The following is a 13,693-nucleotide window of genomic DNA, read 5'->3' as shown; positions in this document are numbered from 1 at the left end:
GAGGGGATTTCCGTCCCCCTCGACGTCCGCGTCGATCCGGCGTCTGCGCCCGCTTCGGCCACCGTCGGGGCCGTTCGTCAAGAGGGGGCCGGATCGGGAACGCGCGCTGGATCGGGAGCGGGCGCTGGAGAGGCCGCCGCGCGCCGGACCGCTCAGGTCGGCCCGGCGGCGCGGCGCGGGGGGCGCGCGGCCGCGCGGGGAGGCGCCGCGGGCGCGGCGCGCGGGCGTGGTCAGACGAGGGACACGGCGCCGCCGAGGTCGATGTCGACGGGCGTGAGCCCCCAGATCTCGCGGGCGTACTCGCGCACGGTGCGATCGGAGGAGAACTCGCCGACGCGGGCGATGTTGAGCGCGGCCTTGCGCACCCAGGTCTTCTGGTCGACGTAGGCGGCCTCCACCTCGCGCTGGCAGGCGGCGTAGGCCTTGAAGTCCGCGAGCATCATGTACTCGTCGCGGCCGAGCAGGCGGTCGAGCAGCGGCTGGAAGAGCTCCCGGTACTCCGGCGAGAAGAAGCCCGACGCGATGAGGTCGATCACCTCGCGGAGCTCCGGGTCGGCCGCGACGGCGTCGCGGCCCTCGAAGTGCTGATGGCGGCGGGCGATCACCTCGTCGGCGGTCAGGCCGAACAGGAAGAAGTTCTCCGGGCCGACCGCGTCGCGGATCTCGATGTTGGCGCCGTCGAGCGTGCCGATCGTGAGCGCGCCGTTCAGCGCGAGCTTCATGTTGCCGGTGCCGGACGCCTCCATGCCCGCGGTCGAGATCTGCTCGGAGATGTCGGCGGCGGGGATGATGCGCTCGGCGAGCGAGACGCGGTAGTTCGGCATGAACACGACCCGCAGCCCGGTGTGGCGCCGGTCGCCGTTCACGACGTAGGCCACGGCGTGGATGAACTTGATGATGAGCTTCGCCTGCCGGTAGCCGGGGGCCGCCTTGGCGCCGAAGATGAAGGTCCGCGGTGCGACCTGCTCGCCGCGCTTCTGGCGCAGGTAGAGCGCGACGATGTGGAGCGCGTTGAGGAGCTGGCGCTTGTACTCGTGCAGGCGCTTGATCTGGACGTCGAAGATCGAGCTCGGGTCGACGGTGATGTCGAGCTCCTGCGAGATGATCTTCGCGAGCGCCGTCTTGTTCGCGCGCTTCACCTTGGCGACCCGCTCGATGAACTCGGGGTCGTCGACGTGGCGCTCGAGCTCGCGCAGCCGGTCGAACTCCGTCACCCAGCTCGGGCCGACCTTCTCGGTGACGAGCTCGGCGAGCGCGGGGTTGCAGGCGAGCAGCCACCGCCGGAACGTGACGCCGTTCGTCTTGTTGTTGAACCGCTCGGGCCAGAGGTCGTAGAAGTCGCGGAGCAGGTCGCGCTTGACGAGCTCGGAGTGGAGCTTGGCCACGCCGTTCACCGAGTGCGAGCCGACGACGGCGAGGTGGGCCATGCGCACGTGGCGCTCGTGCCCCTCCTCGATGAGCGACATCCGCGCCACGCGGTCGTGGTCGTGCGGGTGGGCGTCCATGACCTCGCGCAGGAACCGCCGGTTGATCTCGTAGATGATCTCGAGGTGCCGCGGCAGGAGCCGCTCGAAGAGCGCGACGGGCCAGCGCTCGAGCGCCTCGGGGAGCAGCGTGTGGTTCGTGTACCCGAACGCGCCGACCGTCTGCTTCCAGGCGTCGTCCCAGTTGAGCAGGTGCTCGTCGACGAGGACGCGCATCAGCTCGGCGATGGCGATGGCGGGGTGGGTGTCGTTCAGCTGGATCGCGTTCTTCTCGGCGAAGCGCGAGAAGTCCGGGTGGACCCGGTTGTAGCGGTTCACGATGTCGGCGATGGAGCAGGCGACGAAGAAGTACTCCTGCCGGAGGCGCAGCTCCTTGCCCTTGTCGAAGTTGTCGTTCGGGTAGAGGACCTTGGAGATGACCTCGGACTGGTTCTTCTCGTGGACGGCGTGCACGTAGTCGCCCGCGTTGAAGAGCTCGAAGTCGAACTCCTCGCCGGCGCGGGCGGACCAGAGGCGGAGGGTGTTCACGGTGTTCGAGCGGAAGCCGGCGATCGGGGTGTCGAACGGGACGCCGATGACCTGCTCGGCGTGGCGCCAGATGACGCGGAAGCCGCCGCGCTTGTCGGGGACGCGCTCGGTGTAGCCGCCGAACGAGACGGGGACGGCGTGCTCGGGGCGCTCGATCTCCCAGGGGTTGCCGAAGCGGAGCCACTCGTCGGCGCGCTCGACCTGGTAGCCGTCGCGGATGACCTGCTCGAAGATGCCGAACTCGTACCGGATGCCGTAGCCGTAGGTGGGCAGGCCGATGGTGGCCATGGAGTCGAGGAAGCAGGCGGCGAGCCGGCCGAGGCCGCCGTTGCCGAGGCCGGCGTCGGGCTCCTGCTCGACGAGGTCCTCGAGGTCGAGGCCGAGGTCGGCGAGCACGGTCTTGTAGCTGTCGTAGATGTCGAGCGCCTGCAGGTTGGCGACCAGGGCGCGGCCGAGGAGGAACTCCGCCGAGAGGTAGTAGCCGCGCTTGACGTCCTTCTCGTAGTAGGTGTGCTGCGTCTTGGTCCACCGGTCGATGAGGCGGTCGCGCACGGAGAGCGCGAGGGACACGTACCGGTCGAAGGGCGTGGCGGTGACGGACTCGCGGGCGCGCGAGTAGTGGAGGTGATCGGCGAACGCGCGCCGGAGCGCGGCGGGCTGCATGCCGGTGCGGGCGTCCGGCGCCGTATTTCCGCGGAAGAAAGCGGGGGCGGTGTCTCGCTGACGGCTGGGGTCGGCGTCGATCGGGTTAGCCATGGCGCGCACTGTAGACCAGTTCAGACGGATCTGGTCCGCGCTGGTGGGCGGCGCGACGTGTCGGGGAGGTTTCCCGCGGGGTCGAGGTAGTCCGCAGGCGGCGGGGCAGCGGCGACAGGCGATGCGGCGCGGCGGCGCCGCCGCGCGCGGCGGCGGCTGTAGTAGGAGCGGCGCCGGCCGCGCGCGGCATGGGGAGGGCGCGGCGCGTCAGGGCTCCGCGGCGAGGTCGGGCTCGGCGTCCTCCGGCGTCGCGGTGCCGCCCGGCGGCTGCGGCGGCTGCGCGGCCGAGGGGGACTGGGTGCGGGCGCCGATCGGCGGGACGTGCGCGTCGAGCTGGCGCAGGCCGAACGCCGCGACGCCGGCCTCCCGCAGGTGGTCGTAGCGCTGGTTGATGACGGTCCAGAACTGGTCGCGGACGACGGCCTCGGGCGAGCGCTCCGACGGCCTTTGCTGGGCGCCTCGCGGCCTGAGCTGGACGAGGAGCCAGTTGGCGTGTTCGGCCATCGCAGCGAGGTAGTCCGGCGAGAAGGGGTGTTTGCCGGCGAGGGTGTCCGCGAGCTCGTGGAACATCCCGGCGATGTCGACCCCGTCGCGCGCGTGGTCGACCGGGCCGGAGCCGCGGCGGATCGCGGCGACGCGCTGCTTGGGCACGAGCTTGAGGTCGGCGAAGATCTCGAGCTGCCGCAGGGTGAGGTCGCGCATGGGGCGGAATTTCTCGAGGCGCGCCTCGATCTCGCGCTCGCTCGCGGCGGCCGCGATGCGGCCCGCGGCGGCGACGAGCCCGAGCGCGAGGCTCGGCAGCTCGAGGAGGTCGTCGATCGGGCAGAGCGGCAGCTTCTCGCGGACGCGGCCGAGGTGAGGGCGGATCGCGCCGACGCCGCGGTCCACGTTGGCTCGGACGAGCTCGACCGAGAGCCGGCATATCTCGGCGCGGTCGGCCGGGACCTCCGCCTGCACCCGCGGCAGGAAGTGACGGTAGGCCTCGTTGGCGTCCGAGGTGGTGAAGATCTGGCGGACGGACGCAGACGACTGGGTATTCTTGGATTTCGGTTTGGTCTTGGTCGTGGCCATTCTCGCAGGTTATGCACCGCGCTCGCCGGATGTCATTGGCAATCCGACGCGGAGCGGGAGGAGGCAAGTTCTCGACGGCGGCCGAGGAGGAGAACGAGGGTCGAGGGCAGCCTGGAGATGGGAGGTCGTCTCCGGGGAAGGGTGGGGTGTCGCCGGGAGATGAGGGGCCGTCGCGGAACGAGGGGGGACTGTGCGGCGGGAGACCGGAGATGGTCTCGGAGGAAGGGGGAAGTGTCGTCCGGAGATGAGGCGGCGTCGCGAACGGATAGGGAACTGTGCGGTGCGAGACGAGAGGAAGCCTCGGCGGGAGAGTGAAGGGGTCCCGGGAGACTTGAGCTGATCTCGTGAGGAGAGTGGGGCACAGAAAGCGCGTTGACGCACCAGGGGGCCTGTGGTCTTGGCTTCACATCCCGGCGAGCTGCTCTTCGTGGCAGCTGGCTGTCTCTCGCTCAGCGGGCTACGAGATGGGGCTCCTCGGACGCAGCCTGCTGTCGTCGGTGCAGAAGTGCGGGCACCGGGGCACGTGCCTCTGGCCGAAGCGGCTGCGCTGGGTGCGTGAGAACGCCTCGCTCTTCGCGGACGGCCCGGAGATCAAGATCCCGTCGGCGCTCACCTCGCTGCGCGTCTTCGACGTCAACGGGGACGGCAGGGACGACATCCTCCGCGCCAAGGACGTGCCGAGGCCGCCCGCCGTGCACCCGCCGGGATCTGGATGGCCACACGTGCCCACCACGCGCCCGAAGCCTTCCGATGAGCTGCACTTGCATCTCTCGGAGCCTGGCAGCGAGCTGTCGTTCCGGAGAATCCACGTCAATCCGGATGCGTCTCCGCTGGAGCACGTCAACCTGACCCATAGCCGCCCCGTGGACGTCGATGGCGACGGCAAGGTGGAGTTGCTCGCCTACCACACCGAGCGCTGCGAGTACCGGCTGTATGCGTGGGATGAGGACGCCGACACGTTCGTGTCCACGGGCGGCAGGCTGTCGGCGGGCGAGCGCTGGAGATGCTCGGGCGATTTCTACGCGATGGCGCCCGGGCTCGAGCTCGTCGACCTGGACGGCGATGCCTTGCTCGACGTGGTGATCGAGGTCGAGCTCGAGAGCGGCCCCTTCTGGCACGTCCGGATGAACGAGCGCGGCAGCTTCGGCGAGCCCGTCAGCGCTGGCGTGCGCGCGGGCCCGGACCGGTGCGGCCACGCGCTCGGCGGCGATCTCGACGGCGATGGCCGCGGCGAGCTCGTCGTGGGCGAGGGGGCCGACTGCGGAACGAGCGTGGCGATCCACCTCGACGACGGGGGCGAGCTGACGACCGCGGCCGCGCTCCCGCTGAAACGCGGGGACACCGCGGCGAAGCTCGCCGACATCAACGGCGACGGCCTGCGCGACGCGCTCTGGATCCACGCCGGCGCGGTCGAGATCAGCATGAACACGGGGAACGGCTTCCGCCCTGCCGCGCCCCTCCCGGACCCGGAGCTCGCCGGGGTGCTGGACATGATCGCGCGCATGGACGAGCCGGACCGCGCGGTCATCGAGCCGTTCGATCTGAACCGCGACGGGCGCGAGGATCTGCTCGTGTCGATCCCGGACTGGCTCGGCGTGGGGCCGAGCGAACCCGTGATCATGGACAGGATCATCGCCCTGCTTTCGTTCGGGGATGGGAGCTTTTCGCGCGTCGATATCGGCTGGGAGGAGCCCGAGACGGGCTCGGCGGACGCGCCGATCCCGGCCGGAGATGCGATGTGGAACGGCGACTTCGACGGCGACGGGCGCGCAGACGTCCTCACGTGGAAAGGGACGTCCCTCAAGATCACGCTCGCGAGCGGACACGACGTGGATCTGCTGAGCAGTGTGTCCGATGGGGATGACCCGAGGTCGCTCCGCGCCCAGGTCCGGTACGGCCGGACGGAGCCGGCGTCTTCGGAGGTTCCGAGCTGCACCTACCCGCAACGGTGCGTGCGCCGCGGCGCGCCGGTCGTGGTGTGGGCGGGCGGGCTCGAGAGGCCGGGAGGGACATATTATCGGTTCGACGATCTGCGGACGGACCTGCTCGGGCGTGGGTCCCTGGGGTTCGGGCGGATGACGGAGTGGAGCAGCGCGTGGCCGCTGGAGCGGATCACCTCGTTCGACCATGCCACGCGCGTCGGGACGACCTACCCGTACGCGAGCCGGCCGCGGTCGATCCGCGAGATCAGGCCGATCGTGGCCCACGGTCCGCTGGGAGCGCGCGATTGCGTGGCGGAGATCGACGGCTCGTGCACGCTGGAGGAGGGCCCGGCGAGGGCGAGCGCGCGGGTCGTCCAGCAGGACATGGAGTACAGCGTGCGGTCGCTGAACGGCGGGCGCAGCTACTTCGTCTACACGCGCCGGATCGAGCGGCGCGAGTACGAGGATCCGGAGGTCGAGCTCCGGTGGGACGAGGAGGTGAGCCGGCACTGCCTCGGCGTGGACGATCCGGGCAGCGGCGCGCCGATCCAGCGGAGCGCCAGGTACAAGGTCGACGATCACGGCAACCTGCTCGGCGAGACGGTGGAGACCCGGGACGGCCTGCGCCGGGAGGTTGCGAGGACCTTCGAGGTGCGGCCCGAGGAGTGGCTGGTGGGCCTGATCGAGACCCAGGCGGAGCGCACGTACGAGGCCGGAACGACCGCGCCGGCGAAGCTCCACACGGCCTATCACCACGACGAGCGCGGGCTGCTCGACGAGGTGAGGATCGAGCCGGACAGCGAGGACGCGGACGTCCGGGAGACGATCTCGCTCGCGTACGACGAGGCGGGCCGGCTGCGGCAGCAGAAGCGGGACGCGGCCGGTGAGTCGTCGCGCGTCTGGAACTACGAGTATGACGACGTGTCGGGGGAGGGGATCTTCGTCAGCCAGATGTGGAACGGGCTCGGCGTGTCGCAATGGATGTACACGCACCCGGCGTACGGGGTACTGATGGGCGAGATCGACGCGAACGGCGCGCGGTCGACGCGGACCCATGACGATCTCGGTCGCGTGAGAGGGGCGGCCTCCGGGGCCGGGCCGGTAAGCGAGATCCGGATGGCGGCGCGGGAGGACGCGGGGAAGACTGCCGGGGTGGTCGTGGAAGCGACGCTCGCGGACGGAGGCCGCGCCGTGGCGGCGATGGATGAGCGGGGGCTCGTGGTCGAGCAGGCGCTTCGCGCGCTCGACGGGCAGATGAGGGTGCGCAGAAGCACGCACGACCTGTTCGGCCGGCCGCTGTCGGTGAGCCGCCCTGGGTTCGGCGCGGCGGCAGCAGAGAAGGCCGAGCGGACCTACGACAGCCTGAGCCGGGTGAGCTCGGAGCGAGCGCCGGATGGGGAGCGGCAGCGGTACGAGCATCGGATGTTCGAGACGACGAGGATCGATCCCGAATTCCGGCTCACCCGGACGACCGTGGACGTCGACGGGAGGCCGCGCGAGACGGCGGTGAAGGTGGGGGGCGTGTGGCTGTCGACGTCGTTCGCGTACGGGCCGAACAGCAAGCTGACCGTGGTGAGCGACCCGAAGGGCAACAAGACCGAGCTGGGGTACGATCTGCGAGGGCGGCGGACGAGCGTGAGCGATCCGGACGCCGGGACGCGGATCACGCGGTACAACGGCTACGGGGAGATCCGGGAGGAGGTGGACGCGCTGGGGCGTACGGCCGTGGTCGAGCGGGACGCGATGGGGCGGCGGCGCGCGGTGCGGAATGCGGACGGGGTGACGACGTTCGTGTGGGACAACGCGCCGCACGGGATGGGGCAGCTGGCGGCGGCGGTGAGCCCGGACGGGACGACGGTCACGTATACGTACGACGACCGGGGGCGGGTGGCGGAGGTGCGGACGGCGATCGACGACGAGGAGTTCGCCGTGGGGGTGACGTACACGGCCGCGGGGCTGCGCGATGAGCTGGTGTACCCCAAGGTGCCGGGGCGGGAACGGTTCCGCGTGCAGTATGTTTACGAGGACGGGTCGCTGCGGGAGCTGCGCGCGAACAAGGAGGACGGGTCGACGCGGCCCCTGTGGAAGGTGAACGCGCGGAACGAGGACGGGGCGCTGCTGAAGGCGGTGTTCGGCAACGAGGTGGTCGCGGAGCGGGCGTACGATCCGGTGACGGGCCGGCTGGAGGCGGTGCAGGCGAGGAAGACCGCGCCGCTGCAGGCGCTGGCGTACGGGTACCACGATGACGGCCGCGTGCTCGAGCGGCGCGACAGCGTCGCGGGGCGGGTGGAGACGTTCGTTTACGACGAGGTGGGTCGGATCGAGGAGTGGGACCTGGTTGCGCCGGGGGGATCGCGGCGGACCACGTACGGGTACGACGAGATCGGCAACCTGCGGACGGTCTCGGTAGGCGGCTTCCTGGCGGAGGAGAACGGCTACGAGGCCACGGGAAGGCCGCACGCGGTAGTGTCGCGCGACGGGGTGGCGTTCGGGTACGACGCGGCGGGGCGGCTGGAGTGGTCGAGCGCGGGGCTTTCGATCGAGTACACGGCGTTCGACCTGCCGCGGAGGTTGACGAAGGAGGGCAGGCGCTGGGACTTCTCGTACGACGCGTTCGGCACGCGGGTGAAGAAGGCGCAGGACGGGGAGGAGACGATCTACGTCGGGGGGCTGTACGAGCGGCGCACGGACGGGAGCGGGAAGCAGCGGCACGTGTTCCGGGTGGCGTCGCCCGAAGGGGAGGTGGCGCAGGTGGTGTTCGCCGGCCCCGGGGAGGAGCGGACGCTGTATGTGCACAGCGACCCGCTGGGGAGCGTGGGTGTCGTGACGGACGACGCCGGCCAGGAGGTGGAGCGGCTGCACTACGAACCGTTCGGGAGGCGCATCGACGCGAACGGCAAGGCGCTGGAGCCGGCGGAGCGGGAGGTGAAGCACGGGTTCACGGGGCACCGGCACGACGAGGAGCTCGGGCTGATCGACATGGGCGGGAGGCTGTACGACCCGAACCTGCGGAGGTTCTTGACGCCGGATCCGTTCGTGACCGATCCGGCGTCGGGGCAGAGCTACAACCGGTACAGCTATGTCATGAACGACCCGGTCAACCACGTGGACCCGACCGGGTGGATCTGGAAGCAGGTCAAGTACGACAACGGCAGTGACGGGTGGGTGTATTTCGACGATGAAACCGGCAGGCCGCTCCCCTTTCCGCCGGAGGAGATCTACGTCGGTGCGCCGCCGGATTGGGGCGCGCCGGATGAGCCGCCGCCTCCTCCGACCGGAGATGGCCGTCAGGACTTCGAGCAGGACTGGGCGGTGTTCTTGCACGAGGGAGAGGAGCGCTTCGAGCAGGGCGGGGGAGCCTCGGTCGGCGACGACTACACGGAACCGGCCAGGGACACGCTGAACGCGGTGCTCGAGCACGGGCTGAGGCTCTCGGATCTGACCGGGGACAAGCCGATGGCCGGGATCGTGAGCGGGGCGATGATGGACGACCCGGTGATCGTGCCAAAGTTCACCTGGTCGATCGAGCTCACGAAGGAGTTCTACAACGCGCTCGAGCTCCGCAGCCTGGAGTGGCACGCGGGCAACGTGGGGGAGTCGTTTGCCCTGGAGATGCGGGCGGCGATGGACGTGCTCGCGCTCACCGGCGCCGTCGCGCTCGAGAGCGGCATCGGGGTGGCGATGGCCCTCGGCGCCGTGCTGCCGGGCATCCGGGGAGGGGCGGCGGCGCCGGAGGCCGCAAGGGGGGGACCGACTGCAGCACGGACCGTCGTGCGGGAGCTGGACTGGTCCAGCAGATCAGTCCGCAATGCAGCCAGAGCCCTCGACGAAGGTGCGACCGAAGGGCGAGTGGTCAGTCGCGCCGAAGCTGAGGAGCTATTCCTGGGCAAGTATCAAGGCTCGGGATACCGAAATACGACCGGCTGGTCGCCTGGAGAATCAAAGAGCTTTTTTGGTAGCAAGGAGGGTACATATCATTGGGACGTGGGAGCGAAGGCTTACCCGCACGATTCATCCCATCTTCAAATCCATGCATTCGGCGGCGACGTCATCCGCATCTATTTCCATGAGGAGTCAAGGTGTTGGTCGACGCATTACTTCAATGGCTGCATGAGGGACGCGTTCTCGCTGGGCAACTCCCAGCCACCGGACCAGGTAGAACCGCATGGGTAGGCATTTATCCGTTGAAACTGGATCGCCCTGAAACTGCAGCGATACTTCGCAGAGAAGGGCTGTCGGTGCTCCCCGGGATCGTAGCGCAGGTGTATAGAGTAACGATGTTCGAGATCTCTGACGCACTGCGAGAGAGTTATTTTGCTGAATCTGACATGGAGAACAAAAGAGACCACGTTGTGGTCGGGGATGAGGCCCTGCTCGCAAGGCTAAGGGAGCTTGCGATCCCTTTGCAGTGCCTCGACTCGCCGCGACGCGTTGATTATCCGCTCTGAGTAGTCACCGCGTTCACCGCTGCGCGGCGCTGCCAGCGCGCGCAGCGTGCGCCGTGACGCGGGCATCGCGGGCTTCATCGGGCGCCGGGGTTGGCCTTTCGTCTCGTCAGGTCGGCAGAGCCCTCGTTCGTTCTTGGTTCGCCGATCCCGTGTCCTGGTCGAGCAGGCGCCCCGTTGCGCCGGGGGGCCTCTCACAGCGCGCGCTGCTCCCATCGCGACGCAGGAGGAAGCGATGGCGACGAGGGGGGCCGAGCGAGTGCAGCGCATGGGGACTGCCATCAAACGAGCAGTGCTCGACCCGAGGGGCGCTGCCGGAAGTGCAAGGCCCCCTGGCCGGGCACTACGACGCGAGGGCAGAGAACCTCGGTCGGCGGCCAATGTCGGTGAAAAGCGGGGCGCAGTGACGCCTCCTCAGCGGGGGTCCGCGCGCGCCTCCAACTTCGCCGAGCCGGCGATCTGCCTCGTGGCGACGTTGACGCGATTGAAGAAGTTGGTCAGCGCGATGTGCAGGATCAGGGCCGCGAGCGCCGGCTCGTCGTAATGCCTCGCGGCCTCCTCCCAGACGTCGTCGGGCACCGGATCGGCGCGATCGCTGAGCCTCGTCGCGGCCTCGGCGAGCGCCAGCGCGGCGCGCTCCGCGTCGGTGAAATAGGGCGCCTCGCGCCAGGCCGCCACGGCGAACAGGCGCTCGTCGGTCTCGCCCGCCTTCTTCATGTCGCGCGCGCCCACGTCGACGCAGAAGCCGCACCCGTTGATCTGGCTCGCCCGCAGGTGGGCGAGCTCGAGCGTCCGCGCCGGCACGCCGCTCTTCTTCACGGCGCCGACCAGGGCGTAGATGGGCTGCAGGACGCCGGGGATCAGCATCGCGGGGTTCGTCATCCGTGCTTTCAGCATGATCGTGCTCCTCCCGAGGGGCTCGGGTGTGGTCGCCGACCGTGACGGGGCGCTGAACGTCCGTTCGCATCGTCACATCGGCTAGGGTTCGTTCGTCACAGCCATGACGAAGCGCGACGAGGGAGTGTGACCGATGGATGAAAATAGTTGGCTGGCGGAGCGGTTCGAGGCCCACCGGGCCCACCTGCGGGCGGTGGCGTACCGGATGCTGGGCTCCCTGGGCGAGGCGGAGGACGCCGTGCAGGAGTCCTGGCTCCACCTGAGCCGCGCCGACAGGAGCGGCGTCGAGAACCTGGGCGGGTGGCTGACGACGGTCGTGGCGCGGGTGTGCCTCGACATGCTGCGCGCGCGCAAGGCGCGGCGCGAGGAGCCGATGGCCGCGCCCGACCCCGCCGCGGACCGCGAGGCCGGGACCGACCCCGAGCGCGAGGCGGAGCTGGCCGACTCCGTCGGCGTCGCGCTGCTCGTGGTGCTCGACACCCTGACCCCCGCCGAGCGGCTCGCGTTCGTGCTGCACGACTTGTTCGCGGTCTCCTTCGAGGAGATCGCCTCCATCGTGGGCCGCTCCCCGGCCGCGGCGAGGCAGCTCGCGAGCCGCGCCCGCCGCCGCGTGCAGGGAGCGCCCCCGTCTCCGGACGCCGACGTCGGCCGCCAGCGCGAGGTCGTCGACGCCTTCCTCGCGGCCATGCGCGGCGGCGACTTCGACGCGCTCGTGGCCATCCTCGATCCGGACGTCGTGATCCGCAGCGACGCCACGACCGCGCCCCCGGCCGGGAGGGAGGTCCGGGGGGCGCGCGCCTGGGCCAAGCACGCGATCTCCGGCGCGCGCGGCGCCAAGTTCGCGCGCCCTGCCCTCGTGGACGGCGCGGTGGGCGTCGTCGTGGCCCCGCACGGGCGGCTCTTCCGGGTGCTCCGCTTCACGCTCGCGCAGGGGAAAATCGCCCAGATCGACGTCATGGGCGACCCGGAGCAGCTCCGCGATCTCGACCTGTCGGTCCTCGACGACGGACCGCACCCGGAAACCTGGACAAGCCCTGTGTGAAGCGCTCTCCTCGGAGACGCGCTCGCCCGCAGCCGGAAGCGCAGGCCAGACCACTCGAAACGTCGCTCATCCAGCGCGACGCCCACAGCGCAGCAGACGGGCGAACTCTCCTTATCTCGATGTACAGGTGGGCAGACCACCGTGGGGAGGCTCTGGTATGGTTGCTGTACCAACCATCGACAGAGGCGCCCCTCGGGGCGCACCACGAGGGGAACTCATGCACATCAGCTCACCAGAGGCGCTCCTGTGTTCGATCAGGGAGCCTGCGGCCATCGTGGATCACGAGGGGCGCATCCATGCCGTGAACGCGCCCTGGTCACGGCTCAACGTCGAGCAGGCGCTCGCAGGGGAACGCTTCGGCGTCGGGGGCGATTACCTGGCGCGCTGCGCGGAGGTCCGCGGGGGCGAGAGCGTGGAGGCCTTCGCGCGCGGGACGCGCGAGGTCCTGGCCGGCCGCTCGCAGGCGTTCACGCTGGAGTACGCCTGCGACCGCGCGGCGCCGCCACGCCACTTCGAGGTCGTCGCGAGCGCGCTCGCCTCCAGTGCGCGAGGCAGCGAGCGGGGAGGCGACGAGGCGAGCGGCGCGCTGATCATGCATTACGACATCACCGAGCGGCAAGCGCTCGCGGCGGCGCACCAGGACAGCGAGGAGCGGCTCAACTACGTGCTCGAGATGCTGCCGGAGGGCTACTGGGACTACAACATCGTGACGAACGAGGTCATGTACAGCGAGCGGTGGTGCGAATCGCTGGGGTACGCTCCAGGCGAGCTCGCGCCGCACGTGGACTCGTGGGTCAACCTGCTCCACCCGGACGATGTGCAGCGCGTCATGGATGCCGCGTTCGGCTACATCGAGGGGAGATACCCTGCCTACGATTGCGAGACCCGGCTCCGCATGAAGAACGGGAAGTACCGATGGAACATCGATCGGGGCAGGATCGTCGCGCGGGACGCGGACGGAAAGCCGCTCAGGATGGTGGGGATGGAGATCGACATCACCGAGCGCAAGCAGGCCGAGCTCGTGATCGAGGAGCAGTCCAAGCGGCTCCGGGACCTCTCGACCCCGCTGATCCCGATCACCGACAGGGTGGTGGTGATGCCGCTCATCGGGCTCGTCGACGCGCAGCGCGCAGAGCAGGTGCTCTCCACGCTGCTCGAGGGCCTCAGCCGGACCCAGGCGAGCGTGGCCATCCTCGACGTCACCGGGGTGAGCCTCATCGACTCGCACGTCGCGTCCGTCCTCGTCAACGCGGCGAAGGCGGTCCAGCTCCTCGGGGCGCAGGTCGTCCTCACCGGCCTGCGCCCCGACGTGGCCAAGACCCTGGTACGGCTGGACATCCCCTGGGGCAACATCGTGATGCGCGGGACGCTCCAGGCCGGCATCGCCTACGCGACCCGCGGTGAACAAGCCGCGCCGCGACCCGAGGGCGGCACCGGAACCTGACGCGCCGGGAGCGGGCCAAGCGCCGAGGAGGCGCTCATGAAGAGCGCCGGGCGCTCGCCGCGGAGAGGCTCGCGGCCTCGCGCCGCGCGCGCAAGCGCCACGTC

General features: G+C 70.0%; 6 protein-coding genes. 3 read left to right on the top strand and 3 right to left on the bottom strand.

Annotated elements, in window-relative coordinates:
* Positions 1–230: 230 nt before the first annotated feature.
* Positions 231–2,768, bottom strand: coding sequence for a glycogen/starch/alpha-glucan phosphorylase (locus WMF43_RS25660; RefSeq protein WP_437668525.1), 2,538 nt, complete (start codon positions 2,766–2,768; stop codon positions 231–233).
* Between the two features lie 207 nt (positions 2,769–2,975).
* Positions 2,976–3,839 carry a hypothetical protein gene (locus tag WMF43_RS25655; protein ID WP_437668523.1) on the bottom strand — a complete coding sequence of 288 codons (864 nt, stop codon included), beginning with the start codon at positions 3,837–3,839 and terminating at the stop codon, positions 2,976–2,978.
* Between the two features lie 464 nt (positions 3,840–4,303).
* Here WMF43_RS25655 and WMF43_RS25650 point away from each other — a divergent pair, with 464 nt between their 5' ends.
* Positions 4,304–9,934 (top strand): FG-GAP-like repeat-containing protein, encoded by a 5,631-nt coding sequence (locus WMF43_RS25650; RefSeq protein ID WP_437668521.1) that lies wholly within the window; start codon positions 4,304–4,306, stop codon positions 9,932–9,934.
* A gap of 686 nt (positions 9,935–10,620) precedes the next feature.
* Here the strand turns inward: WMF43_RS25650 and WMF43_RS25645 are convergent.
* Entirely contained in the window at positions 10,621–11,100 is a 480-nt protein-coding gene (locus WMF43_RS25645) for a carboxymuconolactone decarboxylase family protein (protein ID WP_437684083.1), read from the bottom strand.
* Between the two features lie 136 nt (positions 11,101–11,236).
* Here WMF43_RS25645 and WMF43_RS25640 point away from each other — a divergent pair, with 136 nt between their 5' ends.
* Both WMF43_RS25640 and WMF43_RS25635 read left to right on the top strand, forming a co-directional pair.
* The gene (locus WMF43_RS25640) at positions 11,237–12,145 is read left to right on the top strand and encodes a sigma-70 family RNA polymerase sigma factor (protein WP_437668520.1); all 909 of its coding nucleotides are present in this window, start codon (positions 11,237–11,239) and stop codon (positions 12,143–12,145) included.
* 217 nt (positions 12,146–12,362) lie between these two features.
* Positions 12,363–13,589 (top strand): PAS domain-containing protein, encoded by a 1,227-nt coding sequence (locus tag WMF43_RS25635; protein ID WP_437668518.1) that lies wholly within the window; start codon positions 12,363–12,365, stop codon positions 13,587–13,589.
* The last annotated feature ends 104 nt before the right edge of the window (positions 13,590–13,693 follow it).

Source organism: Sorangium sp. So ce131 (assembly GCF_051519095.1).
GTDB lineage: Bacteria > Myxococcota_A > Polyangia > Polyangiales > Polyangiaceae > Sorangium.
Note: the sequence above shows the minus strand (reverse complement) of the source record. Positions and strands in the feature narration are given on the sequence as shown.

What these genes read in the sequence shown, in the direction of transcription:
- WMF43_RS25660 (WP_437668525.1), bottom strand. Translation starts at nt 2,768, where the DNA reads ATGGCTAACCCGATCGACGCCGACCCCAGCCGTCAGCGAGACACCGCC.
- WMF43_RS25655 (WP_437668523.1), bottom strand. Translation starts at nt 3,839, where the DNA reads ATGGCCACGACCAAGACCAAACCGAAATCCAAGAATACCCAGTCGTCT.
- WMF43_RS25650 (WP_437668521.1), top strand. Translation starts at nt 4,304, where the DNA reads ATGGGGCTCCTCGGACGCAGCCTGCTGTCGTCGGTGCAGAAGTGCGGG.
- WMF43_RS25640 (WP_437668520.1), top strand. Translation starts at nt 11,237, where the DNA reads ATGGATGAAAATAGTTGGCTGGCGGAGCGGTTCGAGGCCCACCGGGCC.
- WMF43_RS25635 (WP_437668518.1), top strand. Translation starts at nt 12,363, where the DNA reads ATGCACATCAGCTCACCAGAGGCGCTCCTGTGTTCGATCAGGGAGCCT.